32 protein-coding genes and 1 pseudogene are annotated in these 26530 nt (G+C 62.7%); 8 read left to right on the forward strand and 25 right to left on the reverse strand.

Annotated elements, in window-relative coordinates; translation table 11 throughout:
- Nucleotides 1-18: 18 nt before the first annotated feature.
- From dapD to CCO03_RS08360, 3 genes are all read right to left on the reverse strand, one after another.
- A complete protein-coding gene (dapD, locus tag CCO03_RS08350; protein WP_087279745.1) occupies nt 19-852 on the reverse strand; it encodes a 2,3,4,5-tetrahydropyridine-2,6-dicarboxylate N-succinyltransferase in 834 nt (277 codons plus the stop codon).
- Between the two features lie 80 nt (nt 853-932).
- On the reverse strand, nt 933-2141 hold the full coding sequence (gene dapC, locus CCO03_RS08355; protein ID WP_087279748.1) for a succinyldiaminopimelate transaminase: 1209 nt from the start codon (nt 2139-2141) through the stop codon (nt 933-935).
- Between the two features lie 36 nt (nt 2142-2177).
- Nucleotides 2178-3047 (reverse strand): IPTL-CTERM sorting domain-containing protein, encoded by an 870-nt coding sequence (locus CCO03_RS08360; protein WP_157667566.1) that lies wholly within the window; start codon nt 3045-3047, stop codon nt 2178-2180.
- Nucleotides 3048-3161: 114 nt separating this feature from the next.
- On the opposite strand from CCO03_RS08360, the gene smc reads away from it, so the two are divergent.
- The 3 genes from smc to CCO03_RS19580 all read left to right on the forward strand — a co-directional run bounded on the left by smc (nt 3162) and on the right by CCO03_RS19580 (nt 8398).
- Nucleotides 3162-6677: a chromosome segregation protein SMC gene (gene smc / locus CCO03_RS08365; RefSeq protein WP_087279753.1), complete on the forward strand. Its 3516-nt coding sequence runs from the start codon at nt 3162-3164 to the stop codon at nt 6675-6677.
- 82 nt (nt 6678-6759) lie between these two features.
- Nucleotides 6760-7791, forward strand: coding sequence for a cell division protein ZipA C-terminal FtsZ-binding domain-containing protein (locus CCO03_RS08370; protein ID WP_087279756.1), 1032 nt, complete (start codon nt 6760-6762; stop codon nt 7789-7791).
- Between the two features lie 439 nt (nt 7792-8230).
- Nucleotides 8231-8398: a hypothetical protein gene (locus CCO03_RS19580; protein ID WP_157667567.1), complete on the forward strand. Its 168-nt coding sequence runs from the start codon at nt 8231-8233 to the stop codon at nt 8396-8398.
- 48 nt (nt 8399-8446) lie between these two features.
- Here CCO03_RS19580 and CCO03_RS08375 read toward each other — a convergent pair whose 3' ends face one another.
- Entirely contained in the window at nt 8447-8668 is a 222-nt protein-coding gene (locus tag CCO03_RS08375) for a hypothetical protein (RefSeq protein WP_087279759.1), read from the reverse strand.
- 286 nt (nt 8669-8954) lie between these two features.
- On the opposite strand from CCO03_RS08375, the gene CCO03_RS08380 reads away from it, so the two are divergent.
- The 5 genes from CCO03_RS08380 (at nt 8955) to CCO03_RS08395 (ending at nt 15958) form a co-directional block, all read left to right on the forward strand.
- A complete protein-coding gene (locus tag CCO03_RS08380) occupies nt 8955-9611 on the forward strand; it encodes a hypothetical protein (protein ID WP_087279761.1) in 657 nt (218 codons plus the stop codon).
- 253 nt (nt 9612-9864) lie between these two features.
- Complete coding sequence (locus CCO03_RS19585; RefSeq protein WP_205690377.1) at nt 9865-10722, forward strand: hypothetical protein; 858 nt, start codon at nt 9865-9867, stop codon at nt 10720-10722.
- 2133 nt (nt 10723-12855) lie between these two features.
- The gene (locus tag CCO03_RS19590; protein ID WP_157667569.1) at nt 12856-13224 is read left to right on the forward strand and encodes a hypothetical protein; all 369 of its coding nucleotides are present in this window, start codon (nt 12856-12858) and stop codon (nt 13222-13224) included.
- Nucleotides 13225-15287: 2063 nt separating this feature from the next.
- Complete coding sequence (locus CCO03_RS20340) at nt 15288-15458, forward strand: hypothetical protein (RefSeq protein ID WP_236904088.1); 171 nt, start codon at nt 15288-15290, stop codon at nt 15456-15458.
- 125 nt (nt 15459-15583) lie between these two features.
- Nucleotides 15584-15958, forward strand: a complete 375-nt coding sequence (locus tag CCO03_RS08395) for a hypothetical protein (RefSeq protein ID WP_157667570.1) — start codon at nt 15584-15586, stop codon at nt 15956-15958.
- A gap of 363 nt (nt 15959-16321) precedes the next feature.
- Here the strand turns inward: CCO03_RS08395 and CCO03_RS08405 are convergent, their stop codons facing one another.
- From CCO03_RS08405 to CCO03_RS08490, 21 genes and pseudogenes are all read right to left on the reverse strand, one after another.
- Nucleotides 16322-16825, reverse strand: a complete 504-nt coding sequence (locus tag CCO03_RS08405) for an AcrVA2 family anti-CRISPR protein (RefSeq protein WP_472299052.1) — start codon at nt 16823-16825, stop codon at nt 16322-16324.
- Nucleotides 16750-17376: an AcrVA2 family anti-CRISPR protein gene (locus CCO03_RS20830; RefSeq protein ID WP_157667571.1), complete on the reverse strand. Its 627-nt coding sequence runs from the start codon at nt 17374-17376 to the stop codon at nt 16750-16752. The genes CCO03_RS08405 and CCO03_RS20830 overlap by 76 nt, the downstream gene beginning before the upstream one ends.
- A 420-nt stretch (nt 17377-17796) precedes the next feature.
- A complete protein-coding gene (locus tag CCO03_RS08410; RefSeq protein WP_087279772.1) occupies nt 17797-18117 on the reverse strand; it encodes a hypothetical protein in 321 nt (106 codons plus the stop codon).
- A 119-nt stretch (nt 18118-18236) separates the two neighbouring features.
- Nucleotides 18237-18449: a hypothetical protein gene (locus CCO03_RS19600; protein ID WP_157667572.1), complete on the reverse strand. Its 213-nt coding sequence runs from the start codon at nt 18447-18449 to the stop codon at nt 18237-18239.
- Nucleotides 18450-18764: 315 nt separating this feature from the next.
- Nucleotides 18765-19688, reverse strand: a complete 924-nt coding sequence (locus CCO03_RS08415; protein ID WP_236904090.1) for a tyrosine-type recombinase/integrase — start codon at nt 19686-19688, stop codon at nt 18765-18767.
- 92 nt (nt 19689-19780) lie between these two features.
- Nucleotides 19781-19873 (reverse strand): annotated as a pseudogene (locus tag CCO03_RS20730) (hypothetical protein); the annotation flags it as partial.
- Nucleotides 19874-19942: 69 nt separating this feature from the next.
- The gene (locus tag CCO03_RS08425) at nt 19943-20449 is read right to left on the reverse strand and encodes an HD domain-containing protein (RefSeq protein WP_087279778.1); all 507 of its coding nucleotides are present in this window, start codon (nt 20447-20449) and stop codon (nt 19943-19945) included.
- 267 nt (nt 20450-20716) lie between these two features.
- The gene (locus CCO03_RS19610) at nt 20717-21046 is read right to left on the reverse strand and encodes a hypothetical protein (RefSeq protein ID WP_157667574.1); all 330 of its coding nucleotides are present in this window, start codon (nt 21044-21046) and stop codon (nt 20717-20719) included.
- Between the two features lie 61 nt (nt 21047-21107).
- Entirely contained in the window at nt 21108-21449 is a 342-nt protein-coding gene (locus tag CCO03_RS08435; RefSeq protein ID WP_087279783.1) for a hypothetical protein, read from the reverse strand.
- 15 nt (nt 21450-21464) lie between these two features.
- Nucleotides 21465-21719 carry a hypothetical protein gene (locus CCO03_RS08440; RefSeq protein ID WP_087279787.1) on the reverse strand — a complete coding sequence of 85 codons (255 nt, stop codon included), beginning with the start codon at nt 21717-21719 and terminating at the stop codon, nt 21465-21467.
- 205 nt (nt 21720-21924) lie between these two features.
- Nucleotides 21925-22176 carry a hypothetical protein gene (locus tag CCO03_RS08445; RefSeq protein ID WP_087279789.1) on the reverse strand — a complete coding sequence of 84 codons (252 nt, stop codon included), beginning with the start codon at nt 22174-22176 and terminating at the stop codon, nt 21925-21927.
- 2 nt (nt 22177-22178) lie between these two features.
- Nucleotides 22179-22472 carry a hypothetical protein gene (locus tag CCO03_RS08450; RefSeq protein ID WP_157667575.1) on the reverse strand — a complete coding sequence of 98 codons (294 nt, stop codon included), beginning with the start codon at nt 22470-22472 and terminating at the stop codon, nt 22179-22181.
- Complete coding sequence (locus CCO03_RS08455) at nt 22444-22830, reverse strand: hypothetical protein (protein ID WP_205690378.1); 387 nt, start codon at nt 22828-22830, stop codon at nt 22444-22446. The genes CCO03_RS08450 and CCO03_RS08455 overlap by 29 nt, the downstream gene beginning before the upstream one ends.
- The gene (locus tag CCO03_RS19615) at nt 22827-23066 is read right to left on the reverse strand and encodes a hypothetical protein (protein ID WP_157667576.1); all 240 of its coding nucleotides are present in this window, start codon (nt 23064-23066) and stop codon (nt 22827-22829) included. Before CCO03_RS19615 ends, CCO03_RS08455 begins: the two co-directional genes overlap by 4 nt.
- Nucleotides 23063-23287, reverse strand: a complete 225-nt coding sequence (locus tag CCO03_RS08460; RefSeq protein ID WP_087279795.1) for a hypothetical protein — start codon at nt 23285-23287, stop codon at nt 23063-23065. Before CCO03_RS08460 ends, CCO03_RS19615 begins: the two co-directional genes overlap by 4 nt.
- Nucleotides 23284-23706 (reverse strand): ead/Ea22-like family protein, encoded by a 423-nt coding sequence (locus CCO03_RS19620; protein ID WP_157667577.1) that lies wholly within the window; start codon nt 23704-23706, stop codon nt 23284-23286. Before CCO03_RS19620 ends, CCO03_RS08460 begins: the two co-directional genes overlap by 4 nt.
- A 1-nt stretch (nt 23707) precedes the next feature.
- Nucleotides 23708-23971 carry a hypothetical protein gene (locus tag CCO03_RS08470; RefSeq protein ID WP_087279800.1) on the reverse strand — a complete coding sequence of 88 codons (264 nt, stop codon included), beginning with the start codon at nt 23969-23971 and terminating at the stop codon, nt 23708-23710.
- A complete protein-coding gene (locus CCO03_RS08475) occupies nt 23968-24321 on the reverse strand; it encodes a hypothetical protein (RefSeq protein WP_087279803.1) in 354 nt (117 codons plus the stop codon). The genes CCO03_RS08470 and CCO03_RS08475 overlap by 4 nt, the downstream gene beginning before the upstream one ends.
- Nucleotides 24318-24668, reverse strand: coding sequence for a hypothetical protein (locus CCO03_RS08480; protein WP_157667578.1), 351 nt, complete (start codon nt 24666-24668; stop codon nt 24318-24320). The genes CCO03_RS08475 and CCO03_RS08480 overlap by 4 nt, the downstream gene beginning before the upstream one ends.
- The gene (locus CCO03_RS08485) at nt 24665-24868 is read right to left on the reverse strand and encodes a hypothetical protein (protein ID WP_087279810.1); all 204 of its coding nucleotides are present in this window, start codon (nt 24866-24868) and stop codon (nt 24665-24667) included. Before CCO03_RS08485 ends, CCO03_RS08480 begins: the two co-directional genes overlap by 4 nt.
- Before the next feature lie 2 nt (nt 24869-24870).
- Nucleotides 24871-26454, reverse strand: a complete 1584-nt coding sequence (locus CCO03_RS08490; protein WP_087284437.1) for a DNA cytosine methyltransferase — start codon at nt 26452-26454, stop codon at nt 24871-24873.
- Nucleotides 26455-26530 lie beyond the last annotated feature (76 nt).

Below are 26530 nucleotides of genomic sequence, written 5' to 3' on the forward strand. Positions count from 1 at the left end.
GGCCGGGTGGTTGGGGAATCAGCCCCGCAGCAGGTCGTTGATGCTGGTCTTGGAGCGGGTCTGCGCGTCCACCGTCTTGACGATGATGGCGGCGTACATGCTGTAAGGCTGGCCGTTGGCGGTCTGCTTGGGGATGTTGCCGCTGACGATGACGCTGCCGCTGGGCACGCGGCCGTAGCTGATTTCGCCGGTGTCGCGGTTGAAGATGGGGGTGCTCTGGCCGATGTACACGCCCATGCCCAGCACCGAGTTCTCTTCAACGATCACGCCTTCGACGACCTCGGAGCGGGCGCCGATGAAGCAGTTGTCTTCGATGATGGTGGGGTTGGCCTGCAGGGGTTCCAGCACGCCGCCCAGGCCCACGCCGCCCGACAGGTGGACGTTCTTGCCCACCTGGGCGCACGAGCCCACGGTGGCCCAGGTGTCGACCATGGTGCCTTCGTCGACGTAGGCGCCGATGTTCACGTAGCTGGGCATGAGCACGGCGCCCTTGCCGATGTAGCTGCCGCGGCGCGCCACGGCCGGCGGCACCACGCGCACGCCGGTGGCCCGGATGGCGTCAGCGCTCATGCCTTCGAACTTCGTCGGCACCTTGTCGAAGAAGTTCAGCGCGCCCGAGGCCATCAGGTCGTTGTCCTTCAGGCGGAAGGACAGCAGCACGGCCTTCTTGATCCACTGGTGCACGGTCCACTGGCCCAGGCCTTCGCGGGTGGCCACGCGCAGGCGGCCGGCGTCCAGCTCGGCGATCACATGGGCCACGGCTTCTTGCACGTCCTTGGGGGCCGAGGTAGGCGACAGTTCGGCGCGGGCTTCCCAGGCTTGATCGATGGTGGTTTGCAGTTGTGCGGTCATACGAATCCGTCAGAAAGAAAAACAGGAACCAAAAACGGGGTCGGTCCGGGCGGAGGCCCGGCCGGAGGAGGCAGGCTGCGTCAGCCGCGGCCTGCCTTGCAGAAGGCCACCAGTCGCTGGGCGCCTTCCACGCAACGCTCGGTTTCGGCCACGAGCGCAATGCGGACACGGCCTTGACCCGGATTGCGTCCCTCAACCGTTCTGGCTAAGTAACTTCCTGGTAAAACCGTAACATTGTATGTACTGAGCAGCTCGCTGGCGAACGCGGTGTCGTTCCCATCCCACGCCGCCGGCACGCCGGCCCAGAGGTAGAAGCCGGCATCGGGCAGGCGCACGTCCATCACCTCGGCCAGCAACGGGGTGACCGCTGCGAACTTGCGCTTGTACTGCTCGCGGTTGTCCTGCACGTGGGCTTCGTCGGCCCAGGCGACCGCGCTGGCGGCTTGGATGGCGCCGCCCATGGCGCTGCCGTGGTAGGTGCGGTAGAGCAAGAACTTGGCGAGGATGTCGGCGTCGCCGGCCACGAAGCCTGAACGCATGCCGGGCACGTTGCTGCGCTTGGACAGGCTGGTGAACAGCACCAGGCGCTTGAAATCGGTGCGGCCCAGCTGCTGGGCCGCCTGCAGGCCGCCCAGGGGGGCTTCATCCTGGAAATAGATCTCGCTGTAGCACTCGTCCGAAGCGATGACGAAGCCGTACCGGTCGGACAGCTCGAACAGCAGCTGCCATTCGTCCAGCGGCATGACGGCACCGGTGGGGTTGCCCGGCGAGCAGACGAACACCAGCTGGGTCTTGGCCCAGACCTCGGCCGGCACGCTGGCCCAGTCGACGCCGAAATTGCGTGCCGGGTCGCTGGGCGCGTAGTAGGGCGTCGCGCCGGCCAGCAGCGTGGCGCCTTCGTAGATTTGGTAGAACGGGTTGGGGCAGACCACGGTGGCGCCTGGCTGGCTGCCGTCGACCACGGTTTGCGCGAAGGCGAACAGGGCTTCACGCGAGCCGTTCACGGGCAGCACCTGCTTGGCCGGGTCCAGGCTCACGCCATAGCGGCGCCGAGCCCAGTCGGCACAGGCCTGGCGCAGGCTCAGGTCGCCCGCCGTTGCCGGATAGCCCGACAAGCCTTTGGCCAGCGCATCGGCCAGGGCCTGCTGGATGAAGGCGGGCGTCGCGTGCTGCGGTTCACCAATGCCAAAGCTGATCGGTGCGTATGCGGGGTTGGGCGTGACCGAGGCAAATTGCCTGCGCAAGCGCTCAAAAGGATAGGGATGGAGCAGGTCAAGGCGAGGATTCATGGCGCAATTATCTGCGCGGTGTTGTTTGATGATCCGTCAAGTGCGCTTGATTCGTCTGAGGCCAACCACGGCCGCCAGGAAGGCCAACATGCCCAGGCCCCAGTTGGAGAGACTGGGAATGATGCGTGGCTCGTTGGGGTTCACAAAGACGGCACTCACATTGCAACGTCCGCGCAATGGGCTGATCACGTATGGGCTGCTGGTGCTGGGGGTGCCATCACAGCCACTGACAGCGGTCAGTTGATAATTGGGGCCAGCGGTGATGGTGCACACGGAGACGCCGCCATAGGTGCTCGGCGTGCAAGTGCCACTGCCAGAGCCGGACACAGCGATAACGTAGGGCTGGAAGACTGTTTGCCGGCCCGTCCGAATGTCATCGACTGCGGTGTGAACAGCAGGACTTGCAGGATCGCCAGAGATTGTGATGCGCGTGATGACTTCGCCATCCGTGCTGGCTAGAAAGCCGACAAAGGGATCGCTGCTACTGCGATTGACCACCAACAAGCCCCCGAGGTTGGTTTCTGCCTGGATCCGAACGGAGCCCGATGTCGCCTGCCAAGCAGCGTCCAAGCCGAACACATTTGCACTGAAGGCGTTGGGATTGCCTTTCGGGAAATCAATTTGCAGCGTGGCCTGACGAGGTGAGGTCAACGCATCGGTGGCATTCACGATCGCAGCTGATGACGTGATGTTCATGGCGAAGATGTCCACGGGGTACGGCCCTTGCCGGACCACTGGCAGTGCTTGCGCTCCACTTTGCCAGTCGCTGGCCGTGTATTGATTCGGCACGGGCATCAAGGCTTTCTCGAAGAGTGCTCGCGAAGAGCTGTCAAACTCGAGCAAACCTGCTTGTGCACTTCCAGTGCAACACGCTGCGACGATTAAGGGGGTGATGAAACGGCTCAACGCAGTCTCCAGAACGAAATCGGGGATTGCCAAAGGCTGGCTGCATGAAGTGGTCAATGTATCATCGGCCCCCACCGTTCTGGTTTGCTATGTTTTTCGAAGCAGTGATTCCTCGTGCGCCTGAATTCCATCAAGCTAGCCGGCTTCAAGTCCTTTGCCGAACCCACGCAGTTCATGCTGCCGGGCCAGCTCGTGGGCGTGGTCGGGCCCAACGGCTGTGGCAAGTCCAACATCATGGATGCGGTGCGCTGGGTGCTGGGCGAGTCCAAGGCCAGCGAGCTGCGGGGCGAGTCCATGCAGGACGTGATCTTCAACGGCACCAACCACCGCAAGCCGGCCAGCCGCTCCAGCGTGGAACTGGTGTTCGACAACAGCGATTACCGGGCAGGCGGGCAGTGGGGGCAGTATGGTGAGATCGCCGTTCGCCGTGTCTTGACCCGGGACGGGAACTCCTCTTATTTCATCAATGGCCAGGTGGTGCGTCGGCGTGATGTGCAGGACGTGTTCCTGGGCACCGGCCTGGGGCCGCGGGCCTACGCCATCATCGGCCAGGGCACGATCAGCCGCATCATCGAGTCGCGCCCCGAAGAGCTGCGGCTGTTCCTCGAAGAGGCTGCCGGCGTCAGCAAGTACAAGGAGCGCCGGCGCGAAACCGAAAACCGGCTGGCCGACACGCGCGAGAACCTCACGCGCGTCGAAGACATCCTGCGCGAGCTGAACACCAACCTGGAGAAGCTCGAAAAGCAGGCCGAGGTCGCGCAGCACTACACCACCTTGCAGGCCACCGGCACGCGGCGGCTGCACCAGCTGTGGCTGCTCAAGCGCAACGAGGCCGAGGCCGACCAGAACCGCATCCGCAGCCAGGGCAACGAGGCCGTCAACGAACTGGAAGCGCGCACGGCCGAGCTGCGCCATGTCGAGGCGGACATCGAGAGCGTGCGCCAGGCCCACTATGCCGCCAGCGACAGCGTTAACCGCGCGCAGGGTGAGCTGTACGCCGCCAGCGCCGAGGTCGGCAAGCTCGAAGCCGAGATCCGCTACGTGGTGGAAGGCCGGCGCCGTGCCGAGCTGCGCCAGAGCCAGTTGACCGAGCAGCAGGCCGAGTGGCAGCAGCGCCGCGAGGCGGCGCTGGCGGACATCGAAGCCGTGGCCGAGCAACTGGCCCAAGCGGACGAGCAGAGTGAGACCCTGGCTGCGCAGGTGGAGGAGCAGGCCCTGGCCTTGCCCGATCTGGAAGACGGCCTGCGCCAGGCCCAGGCCCGCGCCAGTGAACAGCAGGCCACGGTCACCCAGGTGCAGCAGCAGCTGCAGGTGCTGTCGGCCGAGCAGCGGCACGTGGGCGAGCAGGTGCGCCAACTGGAACAACGCCGCGAGCGACTGGTGGGCGATCGCAAGGCGCTGGCGGCGCCCGATGAACAACGCCTGCTCAACCTGCGCGAGCAGCTGGACGAGGCCAAGGCCGAGCGCGATGCCCTGGAAGCGCGCATCGCCGAGTTGCAGCAGCAGGTGCCGGACCTGGACGAAGCCCGCCGTACACGCCAGCAGGTGCTGAACACCGAAGCCGCGCGCCAGGCCGAGCTGCTGGCGCGCATGGAGGCGCTCAAGGCCTTGCAGGAGCGTGTGAAGACCGACGGCAAGCTGGGCCCGTGGCTGGCCAAGCACGGCTTGGACGGGTTGCCTGGCCTGTGGCAGCGCCTGAAGGTCGAGCCCGGCTGGGAGCCCGCGCTGGAAGCCGCGCTGCGCGAGCGCGTGGGCGCGCTCGAGGTCAGCCGGCTGGAGCTGACGCGCGCCTTTGCCAACGACGCGCCGCCCGCGCGGCTGGCGTTTTTCACCCCCGCCACGCCCAAGGCGCCCGAGGGCGAGGGGCGGCTGCCGTCGCTGGCCTCGCGCCTGCGCCTGGGGGATGCAGCCTTGCAAAGCCTGCTGGCCGACTGGCTGAACGGCTGCCTGACCGCCGACAGCCTGGACGAGGCGCTGGCCGCGCGCAGCAGCCTGCAGCCCGGCCAGCTCATCCTCGTGCCGCAGGGCCATGCGGTGGACGCCCACAGCGTGAGCTTTTACGCGCCCGATTCCGAACAGGCGGGCATGCTGGCGCGCGCGCAGGACATCGACAACCTGGAGAAGCAGCAGCGCGCACAAGGCCTGATCACCGACGAAGCAAAATCGGCGCTGGCCCGTGTGGAGGCGCAGTATCAAGATGCCAACCAACGTCTGTCATCGGAAAGGCGCAATACTGCCGAAACACAAACCCAGGTTCACCACCTCGAGGTCGAGGTGCTGCGGCTGACGCAGCTGGCCGATCAGGCGCGCGCGCGCAGTGCGCAGATCGACGGCGACCTGGCCGAGCTGGATGCCCAGCTGGAAGCGCTGCAAGAGCGCCGCGTGACCGCGGAGGCGCGTTTCGAGGAGCTGGACATGCAGCTGGCCGACAGCCAGGAGCGGCACGCCAGCCTGCAGGATCGCGTGAGCGAGGCCGAGCGCAAGCTGGTCGCCTGCCGCGAGCAGCAGCGCTCGGTCGAGCGCCAGGCGCAGGAAGCCACCTTCGCGGCGCGCGCGCTGCAGGCGCGCCAGGCCGAGCTGCAGCGCACCATCGCGACTGCCGAACAGCAGGACCGCAGCCTGGCCGACGAGATGAGCCGGGTGCTGGAAGAGCTGGGCCGCCTGAACGACGCCGCCGCGCAAGGCGGGCTGCAGGAAGCCTTGGCGCTGAAGCTGGAACACGAGCAGACCCTGGCCGCGCGCCGCAGCGAATACGACGACCTCACGGTGCGCCTGCGCGCCAACGACGAGCGCCGCATGAAGCTCGAGCGCGAGCTCGAGCCGCTGCGCCAGCGCATCACCGAACACCAGCTGAAGGAGCAGGCCGCGCGCCTGGGGCTGGAGCAGTACAGCCAGATGCTGGACGACGCGGGCGCCGACCGGGACGCGCTGCAGGCGTCCATCGCGCAGGAGGGCGTGCGGCTGCAGGGCCTGCAGTCCGAAATCGACCGCATCAACCGCGAGATGAACGCGCTGGGCGCCGTGAACCTGGCCGCGCTGGAGGAGCTGGGCGTGGCGCGCGAACGCAAGGTGTTCCTCGATGCACAGTCGGCCGATCTCGTCGAGGCCATGACCACGCTGGAAGACGCAATCCGCAAGATCGACGCCGAGACGCGCGAGCTGCTGGGCAGCACCTTCGACACCGTGAACGCGCATTTCGGCCGCATGTTCCCCGAGCTGTTCGGTGGCGGGCAGGCCAAGCTGATGATGACCGGCGACGAGATCCTGGATGCCGGGGTGCAGGTGATGGCGCAGCCGCCCGGCAAGAAGAACCAGACCATCCACCTGCTGTCGGGGGGCGAAAAGGCGCTGACCGCCATCGCGCTGGTGTTCGCCATTTTTCAGCTCAACCCGGCGCCATTCTGTCTGCTGGACGAGGTGGATGCGCCGCTGGACGACGCCAACACCGAACGCTACGCCAAGCTCGTGGCCCACATGAGCCAGGAGACGCAGTTCCTGTTCATCAGCCACAACAAGATCGCCATGGAGATCGCCGAGCAGCTCGTCGGCGTGACCATGCAGGAGCAGGGTGTCTCGCGCATCGTGGCCGTGGACATGGAATCTGCCATGAACATGGCAGAAATGGCATGAGGCCGATGCGCCGTCTGGCCGGGGCTCACTACAATTTCCACATGAGTATGACCGTGCGGGTTCGTGTGGAGGCGGCTGAGCGATGAGTTCCTTGCAAGTGGGTTTGGCCATCGCCGGTGGCCTGGTGTTGGCGGGGCTGGTGGCCCACAGCACCTGGATGTCACGCCGCGCCGAGCCGCGCCGCGCCGTGGATGAGTCGGGCGAAGCCAAGACCACCTTCGAGCCGATTGCGATGCCGGGCGGTGGCCTGGGCTCGGGCGCCGTGCTGTCGTCGGCCAATCACCTGCACGACAAGCGCCTGCGCATCGACCCGCTGATCGACGTGGTGGTGCCGCTCGCGCTGGACCATTTGGTGTCGGGCGATGCCGTGCTGGCCAACCTGCCTCATACGCGCCGCGTGGGCACCAAGCCCTTTCTGGTCGAAGGCCGCAACGACGCCAGCGGCCAATGGGAACAGGCCGAACCCGGCCGGCGCTACAACGCCTTGCAGGTGGCCGTGCAGCTGGCCAACCGCAAGGGCGCGCTCAACGAGATCGAGTTTTCTGAATTCGTGATGAAGGCTCAGGCCTTTGCCGACGCGCTGGGCGGCTCGCCCGAATTCCCCGAGATGCTGCACGAAGTGGCGCGGGCGCGCGAGCTGGACCAGTTCGCCAGTGAACACGACGCGCAGCTCAGCGTCTGCCTGCGCGCGCGCGGGGCGGCTTGGAGCCCCGGCTACATCATGCAGCAGGCGGCGCGCCAGGGCTTTGTGGCCGGCGCGGTGCCGGGCCGCATGGTGCTGCCGGGCTCGCAACCCGGCATGCCCGTGCTCAGCCTGAGCTTCGACACCCAGGCCGCCTTGGCCGAAGACCCCAACGAGGCCGCGATCTTCGAGCTGGCCCTGAGCCTGGATGCACCCCATGTGCCGCGCGAGGAAGAACCCTTTGCCCGCATGGGCCAGGTAGCCCTCGCGCTGGCGCAGGAGATGGAAGGCGTGGTCACCGACGACCGCGGCAATCGATTGGTGAACGAAGCCATCGAGGCCATCGCCATCGACCTGGCCCAGCTCTACGACGAGCTGGATGCCCACGACCTGTCTGCGGGCTCGCCGCAGGCGCGGCGCCTGTTCAGTTGATTTTCTGGGGTATGCGCATGTTGGCGTTTCATATGAGACGCCGACATGGCTGTACCCCCGAATGTTGTGCCGCGCGGGCCACGGTCATGGTCTCCAAATAACGTCAAGGTTTGAACATGGCCTGCGTTGCTGCTGCTCATGGGCAATCGCGAACGGCCCCACGGCCGCAGGCCGGTTGCTGCAATTGAGGATGTGTGGCCGAGCCAGACCACTTGACGCGGCACAGCAAGAACAGCCGACGCCATTGCACCAGCTTTTGATCACCGTTTTTGTGATTACTGTGCAAACAGCGTTAATTTACTGCTATACTTTCAGCTTCGACACGAAACAAGCCGGAGAGGTGCCGCACGCGTGCTCGATCAGCTTGGCAAGTCGGTGCTGGAATTCGGCGGCTACAGCCAAGATGTGATCTACCAGATCACCAGCCTCATGGGTGGGCGTGGACTCGTTCAATTCGGTGTACTCCGCTTACGTCCAGGCGTTCTACACCGAGCAGGAGCAACTTGATCTGCTGCAGCGTCAACTGCAAGAGCAGTTCGGTGCGCTCAATGTGACGATGCCCAGCACGATTGAGGGTTCCGGTCCCTGGTCGAGTCGCTGGACCTGAACGATGAGGCGTCACGCAGCCTGTTTGCCTCGCTGCTGAGCATCATCCTCAGTTCGCGCAGTTCGTGACGGCCATGGGCACGGTGGAGGAGGTGGTCGAAGAGGTCACCAAGACCGTCGCCGACCTGTATGCCGAAGCCAAGTCGCGCACCGACGGCAGTTTCGCGGCGTACCAGAAGAACCAACAGAAGGTCATCGACCAGTGTCGGATGTTCAGACCGCTGCCGAAGAGGCTGCCGAAGAAGCGCGCAGCCTCTTCGACCTGCTGCACGACAGCGTGCGCGAGCTGTACGGCAACGTGGACAGCACCGCGCCATGCAAGCCGACCAGGGCAATGCGTACATCAGCGCTGCCCTGGCTGCTGCGCGTGCGACCGGCATCCTGCCTGACTATGAAGCACTGAGCGATGCAATCAGCGGTGGCGTGGCGGTCTGGTGTCGTCAGGGTTCGACAGCAAGGCCGAGTACGAGGCAGCCCAACTGATCCTGGCCGCAGGCTGTCAGAGCTGGAGGGCTACGCAGACAGCCAACTGACAGAAGCCGAGCGCCAGGCAGCCTATGCCCAGGAACAGAATCGACCTCATCAACAAGGAGATCGCGCTTCAGCAGGAAATGATCGCTGCAATCCGCGAGGGCAACGAGTTCCAGGGAACGATTGCCGAGTTGGCCCAGGCCATCCTTGATGAGCGCGCGGCGAAGGAAGCGCTGGAAGCCGAGAGGGCTGCGGCAGCAGGCAAAAAGGGAGCGGGCAGTGGTGGCTTGAGCTTCGGCGTCGATGGCAAATTTGTCGGAAGTGGTGACCAGGGGAAATGGTTCGCGACTCGCCAAGACGCAGAGGATGAACTGCGGCGCATCAACGCCGCTGGCGGCTATGGCTATGTCCGCATCAGCGGCTCAGGCTGGGAAGCGTTCGAAATGGGGTCCGGCTTTTCGGAGTACGGCGCCATCAAGAGCTTGGCCGACCTGATCCGTTCGGGCGCCTCCGGTGATGCTGTGCTCGAGGCCGCTGTGGGCAAACAGGTGTCGCAGCTCACCCGAGCAATGGGGTTTGCTGACGACAAGGCCATGGCCGACTGGCTGCGGGAACAGGGCTACACCGTCGGCTCAGGGCGGACTGATCGGTCCCCGGAACAGCTTTGCAGTGGGCACCAACTTTGTCCCCTACGACATGGTGGCCCAGATCCACCGTGGAGAACGAATCATCCCTGCTGCTGACAACAGCGCGCTAATCGCCGCCGTGAATGGGCGAGATGGCGGCATGCAAGCGCAACGCACTGAACAGCAAATTGCGACCCTTCAAAAGGGATTCAGTGCAACGGTTCGCGAGCTGTCTGACGTGAAAAACCTACTCAAGCGGCTGGCGACTGTCAGCGAAGCCACATATCAAAAGGCATAAGGGGGATAGATGGCCAATCCATTGCGGGTGCTTCGCCGTTGACCATTACGCCTGCCCAAATCGTATTCACCAATGTTCCGGACACGGATTATGCGGAGTGGGGCAGGCACAACCTATGCATCTGGCGATAACGTCAAGAAGGGCGTCAATGTTTACAGAAGCCTGATCGACTCGAATACCGGTAACGACCCAGCCGACCAAATCAACAACGCGGCCAAATGGAAGTTGATGGGCGTCATCAACCGAATGAAGCCCTTTGACGAAAAGCTCAGCACAAAAGTCCGTCAGGCCAATTCAATCATTTATCACCTTGATGTCGGGAGAGTGGCAACCTCGGTCATCATCAAGGGAGTTGAAGGGGCTGAATCCATAACCTTGAGGGTGGTGGTTGACAGCACAGTGATCTACACCTTAACTGTGCCGATGTTCGCTGTGCCGACTGAATCAGGCTTATGGCATTGGCTATATGGAAATCGTGAGGATGGGACTGATGCCAACTTCTTCAATCTGCCCACTTACACGGGAGCCACGCTTGAAATTGAAGCAACAGGAACTGCTGACTTGGCGATTGGCGTGATCGCAGTCGGAAGCCTTGTTGAGTATGGTGAATATGTCCTCACGGGTTCGGGTGTGAGCATCAACAACTTTGCGCTCGGTGGTTACGACGACTGGGGCGACCCCATCATCAATCAGCTTTCATGGTCTAAAACTGCAACCGTGGATGTTCTGCTCAGAAAACGCGAGGTGGATGCGCTGCAAAAAATGATTGCCAAGGCACGGTTTAGTCCATCTATTTGGATTGGCTCAGAGGACTACGAGTCCTTGAATATTTATGGATTTGTGGAAAGCTTCGATATCCCACTGGCTTGGGAATACCCAGAGGCGAGATTGACAATTAGGGGTTGCCAGAATGACGGTGCCGTATGTTGATACAAATTTCGATGGCCCAAAACTCGGACACCCCTACGGTGTTCTCGGGAAAGGCTGAGACGGCGGGGAGCAAGCTAAACCCATGGGGTGAGCAACTTAATGACCTGGGCGATTATGTCAATGCGCGCGCTGACGATGCCGAGACATCGGCGACCCAGGCGGACGAGCACGCCAGCCGCCGCCGAGCGCCTCGCCGATGTGCAGACCGCTGCAGCAGGCGCATTCGCTGCTGCCGCCTACAAGGGGGAATGGTCCACCCTGGTAGGGCCGCTGGCTGTGCCGGCAACGGTCACGCATCAGGGCCGGCTCTGGTATTTGAAGCAGGCCCTTGCCGATGTGAGCACGCAGCCCCCCTGCGCTCGGCTCCACGTATTGGGTGAGGTGGCGCGCAATGAATACACGATTTTGCCGGCCCAGCAGGGAATACAGCCGCCGCAGACCGTGTGCTGTACCGCATGACTACGGGCACGTCGGTGCTTGTGCTGCCAGCTTCTCCCTGGCACGGCATGACCGTTGCTGCAGTCAACACCTCGGGAACGCTCACGCCGACCATCAACCGCAACGGCAAGACGATTTGGGGATGCCGAAAACTACATCATGAACCAGCTTGGCTGGCAAATCGCCTTGCAGTATGACGCGCCATCCGGAGACTGGGTGTGGGTCGGTGGGGTGACTGCTTACACAGAAAAAGTTGTGTGGGAGCTGCCGGTAGCGACATGACGCCGCAGGTCACATCGACCAATGCCGCTGCGGTCAACGGTGCCAATCATTGCTGACAACACCCGGCATCACGCTCACGGCTCCAGATCCGCCGACAGACAAATTCCGGTTTGGGTTCACCAACGCCACGGCCATGGATGTGTATGTGGCCTGGGGCTCTAAAACGATCAAAGGGCGTGCGCCCTCACCAACTTCCATGGTCATTCCATCGCGCGGAAGCGCTGTGTGGAGTGGTCGGCATCAGCAAATACCTGGTGGAGCAATGAGTACCTATTCAAATCATTTTTGGCCCCGGCAGTAGCGCGGGGGCGGCGGTGGCAAATTGCGCTACCAGGAGTTCACGGGCAGCGGCACGTTACGCCCTCCGCGCGCTGTTGGCGAATGGTGGCCAATGCTGGGTTCGCGCTGTTGGTGGCGGCGGCGGTGGTGGGGTGGCAACAACACCTCTGGGAGCGGTGGCGGCGGTGGCGGTGGCGGGGCCGTGAAGTTTCAGCCGATTACCGTCACGGTGCCTATCACTGTGACTATCGGCGGCGGCGGTGCAGCGTGCAGCAGGTGGCGCGGGGCAAGGGGGAATGGCACTAACGGTGGCACGACCAGCATTGGGGGCCTGCTATCAGCGGCAGGTGGTGCGGAGGTGGCGGCGCTGGCACAACCTCAAATAGTGGCGCAGGGAGCGACGGCGCCAGTGTGGTGGTGTGGTGGCGAGCTGGTGGTGGTGGTGGCGGTGGCGGTGCGGGAGGTGTTGGTGAAAAAGGCACAGCTCCAGTTGGCGGCGGCAACGGCACCCACGGTCAAGCGGCGGAAGTGGTGGTGTATCCGGTGAGATTGGTCGCAATGGCGGCCAAGGCTGGATGGCTTCGGCGGTGGTGGCGGCGGCGGCCATTCAACCGCAAGCTCTGGCGGTGGGGGCTCCAGTGGCGGCGGGCGTGGGTGGCAATCCGGGCTCCCCTGGACGGGCGAATTCGGGTGGCGGTGGCGGTGGTCTGGTGGCAACAACGCAGGCGGTGCAGGCGGCAGCGGCTACGTGATTTTTATCTGGAACGAATAATGCTGACTTACGCACTCATCAAAGAAGGCGCCGTGGTTAACACCATCGTGGCCGACGCCGATTTCGTGCCACCATCGCCAGCGAGTGGACCACATCGAGCCCCGCTGGCGATGCGGGCATTGGCTGGTCCTGGATGGTGGGACCTTCACGCCCCCCGTGGTGGCCCGTTGATCCAGGCCCCCGGCTGTTCCTCAGGTCTGCACGCCCGCCAGGGCTCGTCGCCCTGTTTGTGCTCAAGCAGATCACCGAGGATGAGTAAAGGCAGCCATTGCGGGCATCTCAGACCCTGCTGCGCGTTACACAGCGACATCGGCTTGTCGCGCGCAACTGAATGGCGTAGGGACAGCGAAACGATGCAAGTCATGGCCACGTTGCTGTCGCGTCTGAAGAAGACTTGGATGAACTTTCACTTTTGCAGTGACCGTCAACGTTTGGAGACCTATGACATCAGCAGCTCAACAAGCAAAGGCGCCACTGTTCTACAGATCACGGGCGGAGTGTGCGATCTGTCCAAGCGCACCTACTTTCATCAAACCGTGAGCAGCAACACGGCGTTCACGTTTATCAACCCACCTGAAGATGTGAAGATTTTCGAATTGGAAGTGAATCATTCCGGAGGTACGCTTTCATTCCCTGGAAATGTTCGATGGATGGGTGCAATACTCCCAGCGGATACACAACAGGAAAGATTCACCTTTCCAATTCCGCCGTCCGCAATCGACCGGAGCTGACCAGTGGATCGCTCATTCATCCTGAATAGCTGACATGCGGTTCACCCCCTTTTGATTGGCCCGCTTGCTCCTCCGGTTGGCCCAAGTTTCACGCTCACGATTGCGAGCAGCGTGTATGCCCCCAACATCCGAGCCTTGGCAATTGCCGCAGGATGGGACGAAGAGGAGCTTCTGGTGGTGAACATCACAGCGCCAATTGTGGGCGCACCAACCTGGGTAGCACCCCATTCCCAGGAGGGTGACGCTGAACATTGGTGCGAGCTCAACGATTCTCGGTCGCAGGGGAGCGGCTGGCAGAACGGGTGCTTACCACGGCACTGCGGGTGGGCCCGCGCTCACGACGCGAGTGTTTGTCACTGTGAACAATGCCGGCGAAATAGCTGGCGGCCGGCGGCGGCGGCGGCATGGGCCGACGGTGGCATCCAGGTGGAAGAACGATCACGCTCCGTGGTTGGAGGCAACGGAGGGGCCGGCGCTGGACTGGAGCTTGGCGGCACCACGCAGATGTCTGCTCAATCCGGCGTGGATAGTGGCCCAGGCAGTGGTCTTACTCTTCGATCACCTTCGCATCTGGCTGGCGGAAGGTGGCGATGGTGGGACGGAGTGGTCTGGGTGAGGCAGGAGCACAGGGTACTGGTGTTCATTCGGCGTGATGTGAGCAGCTACAGCCGTAGTGAGTGGGGTTCGGAGCTGCTGCAGGAGCGCGGTTGACGGCAACAGCTACTCACTGGCAGTCTGCCGGAACTCGGCGAGGAGCACTCATCAATTGACAGCAACTCCACACAACACAGGCCACCTCCGGGTGGCTTTTTTCATGGAGCCCACATGAGCACCAGATCGAGACACGCGTCACACGGCTCGAGAGCGGGTCACGTCGATTCGCTCAGATTCACGAGCTTGAGCGCGATGTCAAAGCCAACTACGTGACGAAGACCGAGCTGTCACCGATTGCGAAGTTGGTGTACGGCGCTGTCGCCATCATGCTCATGGCCGTCATCTCCGCCGTGGTTGCGCTCGTCGTGGGCAAAGGGGCTGACATGCTGCATTTCTGGAAACGGTCCTGCCCGAGCAGGAAGTCATCACCCGAAAGCAGCAGCTCTGGCAGTACGCCGGGCTGACTGTGCTGCTGTTGATCTGCGGCCTGGTCTGCACGCTCATTGGCGTCACTGTCACTAGTGGCGCAACTCGCGCGAGCGCACGCAGCTTATCGAGACTACACCACCAGATCAATGCCCTGACAGGTCAGGTTCTGGCTGCGCAAGACAAGCAGGCCACAACCTTGGTGAGACCAAAGAAGTGATCTATGAAGTGCGCACCCTGGTGGGTGAGCTGGCCACACAAGCGCCAAGGTCAAGGCCGGTGCTGCCCAGGTGGACCAAGCCGCCGCCGCCGTGCGCAAGGCTGCGGCCACGGTGCGCAAGCCATCGCCACCGCCGCCCAGGTTCTTGCCGCCAACACAACCGGCTGATCGGCCTCCGCACCCACCCGTGCCCCGGCCAATGCCGATCTACCAAAACTGACCCCATGCAAGCCATCCACAACTGGCCAGCCGTACTGCGCAAAGCTGGTCGGTTCGGCTCTTCCTGCTGTCCGTGCTGCTGCAAGTGGCTGACGTGCTCTTGAGCACCTGGGCAGCTTTTCGACATCGCTCAGGTGGTCGATCTGGCTACAGATAGCCGGCTGATCTGTGCAGCAGCGGGCCTTGTGGCCCGTTTTGTTTTCAGGGGTATTCATGAGCAAAAGTAAGGTGCCTCAGATGCTGAGGACCAGCTTGGCGGCATTGGCGCTGTTGGTGGGGTTGGCGGTGGGACGTATGTGGCCACAGAGGTGAGGCAAGAGGCGCTGCGCAACAAATACGCGCAAGCCGTGGCGGCGGACCAAGGCACGTCTCAGGCCGTGAAGGTTGCCATGGTCATGGGGCACTTCTATGAGTCGAGTAATCGGCACATTGGGACGCCGTATGTGGATAAGGTTGGCAAGGCCAGCCACTCACGGTGTGCAACGGCATCACTGGGCCGGGCGTGGTCGCAAGTCGGTACTACACGCCGGCTGACTGCTATCGGATGGAGAAAACCCGCTACATCAAAGCCGAGGCCGCCGCGCAAAAGCTGCTGCCGCGCTGGCCGACTTACGACCCCTACACGCAGGCGACGTTCGTCGATTTCATCTGGAACAAGGGCGAAGCAGCGTCACGGGCAGCACCATGCGGCGAAAGGCCAATGCCGGCGATCTGACGGGGCCTGTCGGGAGAATCCGCGCTGGAACAAAGGCACTGTCAACGGCGTTTCCAAAGTACTGCCTGGATTGGCAATCCGCGGGACTCGAACGACGAGATCTGCCGCGAATGGAGGGTCAACCCATGACTCTCATCGCAAAGTGGTTGGCTGTCGCACTCGCCGTGAGCGTGGCGGGCAATGCCGTGCTGGGCTGGGCCTACCTGGGCCAGCGCGACAAGGCGACGACGGAGGCAACCAAGCGCGAGGCCGTCTCAAGCGATGCCGAGAGAACTGAAGCCGTCGCGCAGCAATGTAGCGACGGGGTTGCAAACCTTGGCCAAGTGGCCGAGGCCAGAGCGGAGGCTGCGAGCGAGAGCCGAAAGCAGGCCAAGGCCAAGGCGGATGTGCACTACAAGCGGGCCGACACCGTTTTGATGACCCCGGCACCAGTGCCTCAGGATGCCTGCCTGAGCGCGCAGGCAAGGGCTAGCGAATGGCTGAAGGAGCGCAAACAATGACGAAATCGCCCTGGGCGTGGAAATGCCAAAAAAGCGATATCGGAATTCCGATATCTCAATCAAATCAATGGTTTAAACGCTTCTTGCCGTGGGCGGCGATTGCGTGTTGGCGCTCTCCGGCTGTGCATCGACAACCCAGAGCCCGCCCGCACCATTCGCGTGAATGTGCCCATCCCGATTGCGTGTCAGGAGCCGGTGCCGGAAAAGCCCAACATGCCCGTTGACAGCCTGCCGACAGACGCCGATCTAGACCGGATCGTGCAGGCGATGATCGCGTCAATTGAGCGGTGGAGGGTTACGCGGGTCAGCTTGAAACGGCCTTGGCGAATTGCCGTGTGCCTGTTAAGCAATCAGGCTATGGGCTCAGGGGGTCGCTGGCGGTGCGCTGACCTTTCGGATGGTCGCCGGTAGGCTGGCGATGTCAGGCAGATTCACGGCGATGGGCGGCTGCCAACGCAGGTCGAATTTGCGCCGCTCGCGCGGGATGTCCTGGCCGTCCTTGTCTTTCATCGGGCCGCTCCAATACCCGTGCCAGTGGGCGCGGCGGACATGGCCACGCGGGCCGGCGTGCGTGCCGCCCTGGTCCGTCTCGGCGGCCTGGTAGGCCGCACGCAGGGCAGCGCCCATGCGCACGCCCACGTCCCACATGCGGACGCCTTGGGCCGGGAAAAGACGCCAGCCGTCGCGCCGGGTGCGCGTCGGCTCAGGGTTGCCGGGGTGCCCCCGGCCCTGGATGTCGTCGCCTTCGCAGATATACAGCAGCAGGCTGATGACGGCCGCGCACCAGGCGTTCACGCCGGGCAGCGCGCCCTGGTCTGCATCCCACTCGGCGAATACGCCGGCGAGGGACTGCTGCAGCGTGCCCACCAGCGGGATGGCCTGGTGCTCGATGCGTGGATGGCCCTCGATGAGTTGGCCCAGCACCAACTCGACGGGCGCGCCATCGGCCGATTGAGCCGTGCCCACACGCCCAGCAGGGGCACGCGGTGGCTGTCATGGCGCACCGCCTGAAGACCGGGTGTCTCGATGTAGAGGCACCATTCCGGCAGGCGCTCCAGCACCTGTGCCGGCAGGTCGCCACGCAGGTCAGTGTCGATGAGGGCGGCGTACAGGGCCGGATCCACGCGATAGATGCCCTGCGTCATGCGCCAAGCGGCCAGGGTCGTGAACGGCATGGCCGCCTGCGTGAGCTGCAGCGGCGTCAGCGCCATGAGGGACCGTGCGGCCCCCATTCCGCCCGCCTCGACTGCGGCGCGGGCGTAGGCCTCGCCGCCAGCAGGATCGGTGAGGTAGATGCCTGGGGGCTGCGACTCGGCTGCTCGCACCGCATCGCAGGCGGCCCAGATGCCGGGCAGCAGGCGCCCAGCCTGCTCAAGCTGGGTGCGTGCGATGTGGGTGCGTTTCTGAAATTGGGTCATAGGTCGCTCAGATCATCCGAGCCAGGTGGGGCCCAGTCCTCTGGGCCGGGTGCGGCGAAATGTGCCGCCAGATCGAGCCCCGTGCAGTCATAGAACCACAGCCGGGCCATCGGCGATGCAGATCACTGATGGCGTTCACGATGGCCGGCAGATCAGGCCGGCGCAGTAGGTCAAGGTCAGGAATCTCCACGCGTCGGGCCACGCGGGGGCCACTGTGGGCAGTTGGAGCACTCCGCCCGCTGGGGTAGCGCTCCATTACGCCGCCCGCGAACACGCGCAGACACACATACCCCAGCGTCGCCGCTGGGGATAGGCTGTGCGCGTTAGGGGGTGCAGGCCACTCGCGGTGAATGATGATTCGATTGCCGCCCAGTTGGCGTGTGCTGATGACAATCGGCGTTGCTCTATTCGCGCGGGGTCTCATGACATCTCTACCGTAACCACAGCCTCGACGCCGCCTGGCGTCCGGTGGTCGTATGCACATTCGGCGCGCAGAGCCTCCACGCGGGTCGCAATGGCGGCATCGTTGTCGATGCACAGGACTGCATGGGCGTTTTGTCCTGCCGCATATGCGGCCTCGCATGCGGCCTCGGCCAGAGCCAGTTTGTTTTCGCCACGGATCACGAGGACGCGCATAACGATATTCTGGGCGGGAAAATCCGACCAGCGCGTGGCTTGGTGGTCCCACGTTTTGCCATTGTCGATGGCAACAATGCGGACGCGAGCGGGTTGGCTGTTCATGATTCGACTCCGATTTGAGGACTATCCGGCTACACACCGCCGGCAGGTGGTGGACTGCTTTGCTGCTGTCCATGGATGTAATGTACCGCGTTGCGCGCGTAACGCAAGGCCTTTGAGGCTTATCTCTCTAGGTGTTTACCCTTGGCCTCCAAAAGGGCGCGTTCTATGACCGCCGTTTTGCTCGCGGCATAGCCGCTGGCCACCAAGTCAGCCAGTGCCCGCGCGGCTTCAGTGGACAGCAAGCCGCCCGGCATCCGAACAGCACCAGCTTTGATGCTGCGTGCTTCACTTGCTCGGGATCGCTCGGCTTGGGTCTTGGGAGGGGTGCTCATGAGTAACTCTGGATCGACGCAAAAAATACTCCCCCTTAGCTTAAAAGAGGGTGGGTAAAAAGTTGCCAAACTCTATGCAATTCATGCATTGTGGGCAACACATGCGAATCTGAAATCGTCATCAGATCAATACCTTACGCCATTGCCTGTGATTCGTTGCCTGACTCGAAATCAGGCGTACGGTATCCCCGTACCGAGGGTTCGAATCCCTCCCTCTCCGCCAAAACGTTGAAACCGTCGCTATCCAAAAGGTAGCGGCGGTTTTTCTTTTGGGCTACGGAGTGGTAAAAATCTGCCAATCACTATGGCTGCGCGTCAGCTGATTCGTCGGATGGCGGTCTTGAGTGTCTCGGTCGCAAGATGCGCGTAGCGTTTCGTTGATCGCCCATCCTTGTGCCCGAGGACGGCTCCTACGGTGTATAGGCTTTCTCCGGCGTTGATGAGCGCAGAGGCGGTTGAGTGCCGGAGGTCGTGGAAGTGCAGATCCGCCACGCCTGCTGCATCTCTGGCGCGCGCCCAATATGCCTGTACCGTGTTCTTAGATTTGGACCTGAAGTTGCGAGCCGCAGCCGCGACCTTCGGGTGCACAGGCACGATGCGTGGATCACCATTTTTTGTATCCGCAAGGAACCACACATCGCCATGCAGCACTGCGCGGTGGATCTCTGCAAGCCTCATGCCAGAGTAGAAGGCGATTCTGATTGCCTGGCGAGTGGGCCGATGCTGGCACAGCAAGCAGATTTGGAGCATCTCGCGCCGGTCAATGTGCCGTGTCCGGTCATTCTTGACGCTTGGCAGACCTACTTTGACTGCTGGGTCTGTGTCGCAAAAGTCGTGTCGCTTCCACGCATAGCGGCAAGCTGCAACCAGATAGCGCATGCGTAGCCGGATGGTTGCAGGTGCGAGTGGATCGCCGTCTTCTTTGGTGGCCTTCGCCTCGTATTCACGGCAGACATCGGCCAGTTCACTGATTCTCCTTCCCTTGTAGACCCAAAAGATCAGTGCCAGTTCTCCATCAACGTTCTTGCCATGCTTGAGCTTTGGCGTTCTCTCCTTCACGTAGACAGCTACCGCATCTTCAATGAGTCGGTCGGGCTTCTCGACCCCTGAGATTTCTGCATATAGGCGAGCGCTTTCTTTCCGGTCATACGCGTCTGCCTGGGCGCGTGTCCACGTTTTTGGAAGAGCTTTTCTAACTCTCCGCCGCTGGCCATTGACATGCCGCGAGAACTCGAACACGAAGCACTGCTTGTCTTTGTCTCTGTGGATCGGCATGTTTGTTTGAACTCCAAAACATCTACTTCGTCGAAAAGCACACGTGTGCCGATTCTTGTGCATGGAAGAGGGCCAGCAGGCGCGGCAAGCTTATAGGCCATGCGCTGCGATACGCCCAGCAGCTCGCTTGCATCTTTTGCGGTGAGCATCAATCACTCCATGAAAAAGCCGCCTCGTGGGCGGCTGGGTGGGTTCGTGGTCTTTATCGTTCCAGGCTGTCATCGGCACTGACTTCGCGCAATCTCGACCAGCCTTGGGTCGGCACGGGTCAGCACATCAAGCAGCAGGCGAGCTTCTTCGAGGTAGACAACTGCGAACTTCGGGTCGTTCTCCACGATGCTGCTGGTATTGCTGATGAGGTCGGCCACTTTGATGGTTTGAATCCAGCCGGCGCACCGTGTCAGCCGATCACGACTCTTGGCCTTCCGTTCGGCTCGATTCCCAGTTTCGATGTCGGTCAGGCCGGACACGCCGACCGCCACCATGAAGCCGAATCGGCGCTCGATTTCCTCCAGAGTCACAGCGGTGTCTTCCGCGGTGTCATGCAGCCATGAAACGGCCACCATCTGCTCAATCAAGGATTGGTCCGGGTTGGGTAGTTCGGCTGCGGCGACGATGCCAGCCACCTCAGCCAAGTGATCGCTGTAGGGGTTACCGGTGTACTTGCGCCGCTGGTCCTTGTGAGCCTCACGGGCGAACACCATTGCGTCATAGGCAAGTGCCATTGGTTATCTCTTGTTAATCGTTTCAGGGCGCTCGCTTGTCACGGCATAGGCGGAGTGGGCGGTTTGCCAGATCCACAATGCGGACACCAGTACACCCCCATGCCCGGTTCTTCTGTGCTGGGGGTGAAACCAGGGAACGCGGATTGATCAAGCAGCACGGTGCCGCCGATGGGTCGCGTGTGAATGTGCGGCCCCAGGCCATACATTGGGAAGCAGGCCAGTCCGTCCGGGTCTACGCATCGCTCGCAGCCGTCTATGGCCGGCGGCTCATTCTCTGCGCTTAGCGTCATGGTTTCCTCGCTCGGATGGCAGCAGCACAATCGCGTGGACGCTGGTGCTGTCAGGTTCGTCGTCCCATCTCCATGTGTGGTGCAGTTCTTCACACGCCTTCGCGCACGCCTCGCGCTCGGCCGTGGCCACCAGGGCGGCGAACGCCAACACCTCTGGTGCCATGCCGGGATGGGTACGCACCATACCTGCGGCGCGCGCCATTTCCAGGATTCTTTCTCGGTTCATGTCGCCGTTCTTCGATTCCTGCGACACGTTCTGGCGTTGTGTCGCAGGCGGCGACATGTCGGTGGATTGGGTGGTATTCATGGAGTCCATAAAGCAAAAAGCCCGCGAGGTGCGGGCTGGTTGGAGTAGGGTGTTAATCGAACTAACGGCCTGAAGTGGCCCTGTCGTAAATCTCGCGCTCGACACGCGCCATGAAGGCGTCCCAGTCGCCATAGGTGCGGCTGAAGTCAAAAGGCTTGCCCTTGCCGTACTTGCTCACGAAAGGCTTGCCGCTGGCAGCCTCGGCCGTGATCTTGTCGGCCCTGGCTGTGCCCACGAGCTGCACGCAGACGGCCAGATCGAAAGTGACCGCGGCCAGGTCGCCGGAGTAGCCCGGCGTGCGGGCCATCACCTTGTCGGGCTCTGTGTAGACGCGTACGAGCTTGCCGTCTCGCCAGTGCTCACGGCGCATGCGTGCCCAGTCGTAGATCGTGCAGGCTGCCATCTGGGCATTGTGTGCTCACGTCCCACTTCGCTTACGGATGAAGTTGGCAACATCGCGCCGGATGTTGCCCCACAAGCTGTTTGGCACCCAATCACGGTTTTCGGGAAAGCCTTCGGCGGCCTTGGCGCAGGCCTCGCGTTCGGCGGCGGCCACCTGGAAAGCGAAGTTCACTAGGTCGCCCATGTCCACAATGAACACTGTTTGGCTTGCCCAGTTTTTTTCTTCCCAGCCAAATTCGCGAGCAATTCGAATCACATCTTCTTTGGTCACGGCGTTGTTCTCCTATGCGCCCGCTCCAGCAATCGCGCAACTCGGGCAATGAATGCAGTGGGGTACTCGTCCCCGTCGTCAAGAAAAAAGCCCAAGCGTTTGATTGCTCGGGCTTTGATGCGGGCCTTGGCTTCGGCTCGGCAGGCGGCTTTGAGGGTGAAGTACCTTCGGCCGCCGCCGTGGTAGACACGGGCTAGGCTGATCTTCATGGCATCGCCCTTGCGCGATAGCTGCGTGTCATCTCTCCGAAAACACGCACCGTGACGGGCTTCGTCTCGCCTTCGTGAAGAACTTGAACCTCGGCCACTTCGCCGCCTACGATGGCGTAGTCCGCACTGTCGTGGTCGTGCCAGTCGGCCCAGTTGGTTGCCGCTGATTCGTGATCGAAGCCTTTAACAGTCTTGGCGTCGTCAATCGACTGCCCAAGCTCCGGGCACCATATCTTGAACATCGGCATGCTCACTCCCAGGAAACTTCGAGCCAGATGTCAACGAACTGGCGGCATTCAGATCGGATGGCGGTTTTGAACCCCAACTCATTCAGCCGTGCGATGACGGCGGCTTGCGCAACGGTTGGCTGGCCGCCGTAGAGATTCCCACTACCGAAGTCTCTGGCGTAGGTCTTGAGCGTGGTCTTGCCTTCTTGAGCGGCGGCCTTCACCGCTTCAAGAATTTCAGCCACATGGGTGTCAGTGGGCTGGATTGCTTTCACCAATGAACGCGCGTCATCGGCTGTGAAGGTGGTGTTGGTCATCAGAAATCCCTTCGGTCAGCGTGTAGGGCTGCGAGTTCTTGACGGAATAGAAGCGCGGTGCAGGGCATTCGGACAGCCACTGCTCCAGTAGGGTCTGCAACTCTGCTGCTTGCTCCTTGGTGCATTCGGGGTATCCCTCGGCGTACTCGCCGCCGATGTCGTAAGCCCGTTCGCCGATGTGCTCGATAACCCAATCCGCATCGATCAGCTGGCCCAGCTTCGGCATGTGTGCATCTGCGCGATAGACGACATCACCGGGCTTCAGGTCATCGTGAGAATCCAGCAGATCGCCCAGCGATTCGTAGCTGAAATCTTCGTTGTCGGCAGACCAGCATTCGGTCATGGTGGTGTTGGTCATCGTGCAATCCTCTGTAGTGCTTTTTGCAGGTCAAGACGAGCACGCTTCACGGCAGCAACATCCTGGCCAGCGTTGAATACATCGTCCGGGTGAGGTTTCAAAGTGGCTTTGTCGTGGAACTCGCCGGCCTCATCCGCTTCCCGGCGATGCCAGCCTGCGGCGCGCTCCATGGTGGCGATGCGCTCCAGCAGTCGGGCGCACTCAGCCTTCACGGCGTCAACGTCAGATCGTTTCATTGGGGTTGCTCCTTCTCGCCGTTCGGCGGATGGATCGTGATGTCGCGCTGCTCGCCGCCTTTGACCTGGATTGGCAGGCTCATGTCAGCGCCTTTGCTCTCGGCGAGGCTGACGATCAAGCCGACAAAGATCGCTGTGGCTGTGCTGATTGCGTCAACAGGGCCTACCGCATCGAGATATCGACCAAAGGCGGCCTCGAAGTCCTTGTGCGCATCCGTCATTCGGCACCTCCCCAGATGAGTGCCGCCCTGGCATCCGCAATGAACTGGCCGTCCTTGTGCATCCGGGTGTCGCCCACTCGTTCGAGCTGATCCGTGATAGCCCGCAAGGCATCGCGCAGGGCTTGGCGCTCTGCCTTCAGATTCCCGAGCGCGTCGAGAATCGGCTCCGCTCCGCCGTCGTTGGGATCGAGGTCGAGTGCTTCGTTGATGGAGCCCAGATCCACGCACGCGGCACCGAGCATTCGTTCCAGGGAATCGCGCTCTGCCAGCAGGGCGAGGACAAGCGTTGGGTCGGCAGCTTGGTGCCAAGCATCATTCGCCTGCCAGTTGTTGTCATCCCGAGGGTTCGTGAAGATGTGGTGAGGGCCGGGATTGGCTTTCTGCGCCGCTTCGCGCAGTGCTTGGTATTTGTCGGTCATGTCAGTTGAACCCCTTCAGTTCGTATCCCATCAGGCCCTGCATGGGATTGGGACGCTGGCCTTGCGGGCAAATGGCGATGTTTGCTTCCAAGCCGTCAATGGAGACGGTCGCGCCCTCCAGATTCAGCCCTGGCGGCAACCCCAGGAATTGAAAGGGGGTGCCGCACTCAGTGCACCGGACGCGTGCTTCGAGCATGAATCGGCCCGAGTCTTCCAATCGGGCCACCTTGCATGACGCTTCGAATTTCATGTGCTGGCAGGTCATGGGGCCAGTCCTTTCTGCTGCTCCTGGGCGCGGAGCGGCGATTTGCGTTCATAGAGCACGGCATGACGGTATTCCGCGTACTCTTTGACCTTGCCCTCCATGTCTTCTGGCGACGCGAACCAGCGCGCGGGCTTCAGCCACTGCACGACGTTGATCGGCGCGTAGTTACCGTTACGCCAGCCGTTGTAGCCGGCGAGCATCACGCCCCTGGTGATGTCGCCGTTCTTGAGGCGCACGGGCTGCCAGACGCCGGTGAGCGGCCAGACCTTCTGTTCGAACCATTGGCTCTGGTCCACCCACCAGCCGCGCTCTAACTGGTCGCGTAGGGTGATTTCGATGGGTTCTTTCATGCGCGCTCCTTGTGCGCCTGGGCGCTCTGTGCCAGCTTGCTGCCGGCAAATGCATAGTTCCGACCGCCCAGGTGCACGAGCTTGGGCTTGTCGCCCGGAGGCACCCAGTGGCACAGGCCGTGCTGATCGACCAGCTTCCCCTGGGCGATCCAGGCATCCACGGCAGGCCAGAACGGGGATTTCTCGCTGGGCTGTCGATCCAGCGGTTCACCTGTCGCGCTGTTGATCACGACAGGTCCACACCATGGGTGCATCTCGAAGGTCCAGATGCGCCCGTCCGGGTCGCGTATGCGCTGCACTGGGCCACCCACCAGCATGCAGGCCGTCCTTAACGACTCTGAGGTCATGTCGTTTCCTTCGCGGCCGCAGCCGCTTCAACAGCCAGGGCCACGGCCCCGGCAAAGATCTGTTCTCGCGGCAGTGATCCGCGTGGCATGCGTGCCCAGAGCTGGGCCAGCATTTCGGGTGTCAGCTCGGACACGGCGGGCGTTGCTTCGCGCAGTCGCGGGTTTGCGATGGCGCGGGCGAAGTCGGGTGGATGGGCCATGGTCAAGCTGCCAGGCGCTCGGCCTGGGCCTCCCGGAAATTGGCGGCCACAAGCGCCGCGGCCATGGGTGGGCACACGCTGTTGCCGCACATGCGCACCTGGGCCGTCTTGGTGATCGCTTCCCCGGCAGCGCCACGGTCGATGACATAGCCCTCTGGGAAACCCTGGGCGCGGTACAGCTCGCGCGGGGTGAGCATGCGCAGGCCAATGTCTACGATGGCGTAGGGCTCACCGTGCACCGTGACCAGGCCCATGCGGTCCTTCGTAGGCACGGTGTGCATGGGATCGCTGCACGCCGCGTCCTGGCCGCCCTCGCTGTAGTACTTGACGAGGAAGGCTTGCACCAGAGCCGCCGGTGTCGATGACGCGGTGACCGTGTTCAATGGCGCCTCAATGTCTCGGGTGCCGTCGCTCCAACGCGGCTTTCCCTTGCTGCACTGCTCGCCGTGGCCCATGTGCACCAGGTGCGCGGCCACCAGGCTGTGGTGGTCCACGCTGGTGACGGTGCCCATGGCGTCGTGCAGGCTGCTGCCCACCACGCCGGTGTAGTGCTTGGCCAGGAAGGCCTGAACCAAGGCGAAGTGGCCGCCCTTGATCTGGGCCACCTGTGTGCGCAGCGGCTCGCGGGCGTTGAACACCCGCTGGGTGCTCGCGTTGGCATGCTCGGTTAGGAACGGCGCAACTTGGGGCACGGCCAGCGCTTTTTCGCCTCGATGGGCACCGGTGATGGTGCGAAACGGCTCGTTCAGCCCTTCGACCCGATCTCCGCCCTGATGGGTCAGCGGCACGATGAAGGGCTGGGCGGCCTCGACCACGTACCGCATCACACCTTTGGCGATGCGTCGGCACGTGGCATCGGCCAGCGGGCGGGCGCGCTCGAAGATGCTGGGCGCCGGAATGCTCCAGTCGATGCACTCGGCGGCCGTGCGCCAGGGCTTCATGCCGGCCGGCACACGGCCTTGGGCGTCGGGCTTGGCGTGCGTCGGACGCGGCCAGACGATGGGCATGCCATCGCGGCGGGCGATGAGAAACAGGCGCTTGCGGATCGTGGGCGCGCCGAAGTCGCAGGCCCGCAGTTCGCGCCACTCCACCGCATAGCCCAGTGCGCGCAGCTGGGCCACCCAGCGCTGGAAGGTCTGGCCTTTGCGGCGTTCGCAGGGGCGCTGGTCAGCGCCGAGCGGCCCCCAGGTCTGGAACTCTTCGACGTTTTCCAGGCAGATGATGCGGGGCTGTGCCAGCTTGGCCCACTTGACCACCACCCAGGCCAGGCTGCGGATCTTCTTGCTCACAGGCTTGCCACCCTTGGCCTTGCTGAAGTGCTTGCAGTCGGGCGATGCCCACAGCAGGCCCACAGGCTGGCCGTGGGTGACGGTCATCGGGTCCACCTCGAACACATCGCTACAGAAGTGGCGCGTCTGCGGGTGATTCAGCGTGTGCACGCTGATGGCTTCCGGGTCGTGGTTTACGGCCACGTCAACGGCACGGCCAATGGCTTGCTCGATGCCGGTGGATGCGCCACCGCCGCCGGCGAACAGGTCAACCACCAGCTCTTGGTGGATGGGCAGGAGGAATTGAGGTGTCAGCATGGGCGAAAAAAAGCCCGCTCGGGGCGGGCAGTGGTTGCGAAATTCGACCGCAGAGGAGTTTTGCCCCTTGTGCGGC

It is taken from the genome of Comamonas serinivorans (assembly GCF_002158865.1).
Classification (GTDB): domain Bacteria; phylum Pseudomonadota; class Gammaproteobacteria; order Burkholderiales; family Burkholderiaceae_C; genus Comamonas_E; species Comamonas_E serinivorans.

What these genes read in the sequence shown, in the direction of transcription:
- dapD (WP_087279745.1), bottom strand. Translation starts at nt 852, where the DNA reads ATGACCGCACAACTGCAAACCACCATCGATCAAGCCTGGGAAGCCCGC.
- dapC (WP_087279748.1), bottom strand. Translation starts at nt 2,141, where the DNA reads ATGAATCCTCGCCTTGACCTGCTCCATCCCTATCCTTTTGAGCGCTTG.
- CCO03_RS08370 (WP_087279756.1), top strand. Translation starts at nt 6,760, where the DNA reads ATGAGTTCCTTGCAAGTGGGTTTGGCCATCGCCGGTGGCCTGGTGTTG.
- CCO03_RS08380 (WP_087279761.1), top strand. Translation starts at nt 8,955, where the DNA reads ATGCCCAGGAACAGAATCGACCTCATCAACAAGGAGATCGCGCTTCAG.
- CCO03_RS19585 (WP_205690377.1), top strand. Translation starts at nt 9,865, where the DNA reads ATGTTCCGGACACGGATTATGCGGAGTGGGGCAGGCACAACCTATGCA.
- CCO03_RS19590 (WP_157667569.1), top strand. Translation starts at nt 12,856, where the DNA reads ATGGCCACGTTGCTGTCGCGTCTGAAGAAGACTTGGATGAACTTTCAC.
- CCO03_RS20340 (WP_236904088.1), top strand. Translation starts at nt 15,288, where the DNA reads ATGGAGAAAACCCGCTACATCAAAGCCGAGGCCGCCGCGCAAAAGCTG.
- CCO03_RS08395 (WP_157667570.1), top strand. Translation starts at nt 15,584, where the DNA reads ATGACTCTCATCGCAAAGTGGTTGGCTGTCGCACTCGCCGTGAGCGTG.
- CCO03_RS20830 (WP_157667571.1), bottom strand. Translation starts at nt 17,376, where the DNA reads ATGACCCAATTTCAGAAACGCACCCACATCGCACGCACCCAGCTTGAG.
- CCO03_RS08410 (WP_087279772.1), bottom strand. Translation starts at nt 18,117, where the DNA reads ATGAACAGCCAACCCGCTCGCGTCCGCATTGTTGCCATCGACAATGGC.
- CCO03_RS19600 (WP_157667572.1), bottom strand. Translation starts at nt 18,449, where the DNA reads ATGAGCACCCCTCCCAAGACCCAAGCCGAGCGATCCCGAGCAAGTGAA.
- CCO03_RS08425 (WP_087279778.1), bottom strand. Translation starts at nt 20,449, where the DNA reads ATGGCACTTGCCTATGACGCAATGGTGTTCGCCCGTGAGGCTCACAAG.
- CCO03_RS19610 (WP_157667574.1), bottom strand. Translation starts at nt 21,046, where the DNA reads ATGAATACCACCCAATCCACCGACATGTCGCCGCCTGCGACACAACGC.
- CCO03_RS08435 (WP_087279783.1), bottom strand. Translation starts at nt 21,449, where the DNA reads ATGGCAGCCTGCACGATCTACGACTGGGCACGCATGCGCCGTGAGCAC.
- CCO03_RS08445 (WP_087279789.1), bottom strand. Translation starts at nt 22,176, where the DNA reads ATGCCGATGTTCAAGATATGGTGCCCGGAGCTTGGGCAGTCGATTGAC.
- CCO03_RS08450 (WP_157667575.1), bottom strand. Translation starts at nt 22,472, where the DNA reads ATGACCAACACCACCTTCACAGCCGATGACGCGCGTTCATTGGTGAAA.
- CCO03_RS08455 (WP_205690378.1), bottom strand. Translation starts at nt 22,830, where the DNA reads ATGACCAACACCACCATGACCGAATGCTGGTCTGCCGACAACGAAGAT.
- CCO03_RS19615 (WP_157667576.1), bottom strand. Translation starts at nt 23,066, where the DNA reads ATGAAACGATCTGACGTTGACGCCGTGAAGGCTGAGTGCGCCCGACTG.
- CCO03_RS08460 (WP_087279795.1), bottom strand. Translation starts at nt 23,287, where the DNA reads ATGACGGATGCGCACAAGGACTTCGAGGCCGCCTTTGGTCGATATCTC.
- CCO03_RS19620 (WP_157667577.1), bottom strand. Translation starts at nt 23,706, where the DNA reads ATGACCGACAAATACCAAGCACTGCGCGAAGCGGCGCAGAAAGCCAAT.
- CCO03_RS08470 (WP_087279800.1), bottom strand. Translation starts at nt 23,971, where the DNA reads ATGACCTGCCAGCACATGAAATTCGAAGCGTCATGCAAGGTGGCCCGA.
- CCO03_RS08475 (WP_087279803.1), bottom strand. Translation starts at nt 24,321, where the DNA reads ATGAAAGAACCCATCGAAATCACCCTACGCGACCAGTTAGAGCGCGGC.
- CCO03_RS08480 (WP_157667578.1), bottom strand. Translation starts at nt 24,668, where the DNA reads ATGACCTCAGAGTCGTTAAGGACGGCCTGCATGCTGGTGGGTGGCCCA.
- CCO03_RS08485 (WP_087279810.1), bottom strand. Translation starts at nt 24,868, where the DNA reads ATGGCCCATCCACCCGACTTCGCCCGCGCCATCGCAAACCCGCGACTG.
- CCO03_RS08490 (WP_087284437.1), bottom strand. Translation starts at nt 26,454, where the DNA reads ATGCTGACACCTCAATTCCTCCTGCCCATCCACCAAGAGCTGGTGGTT.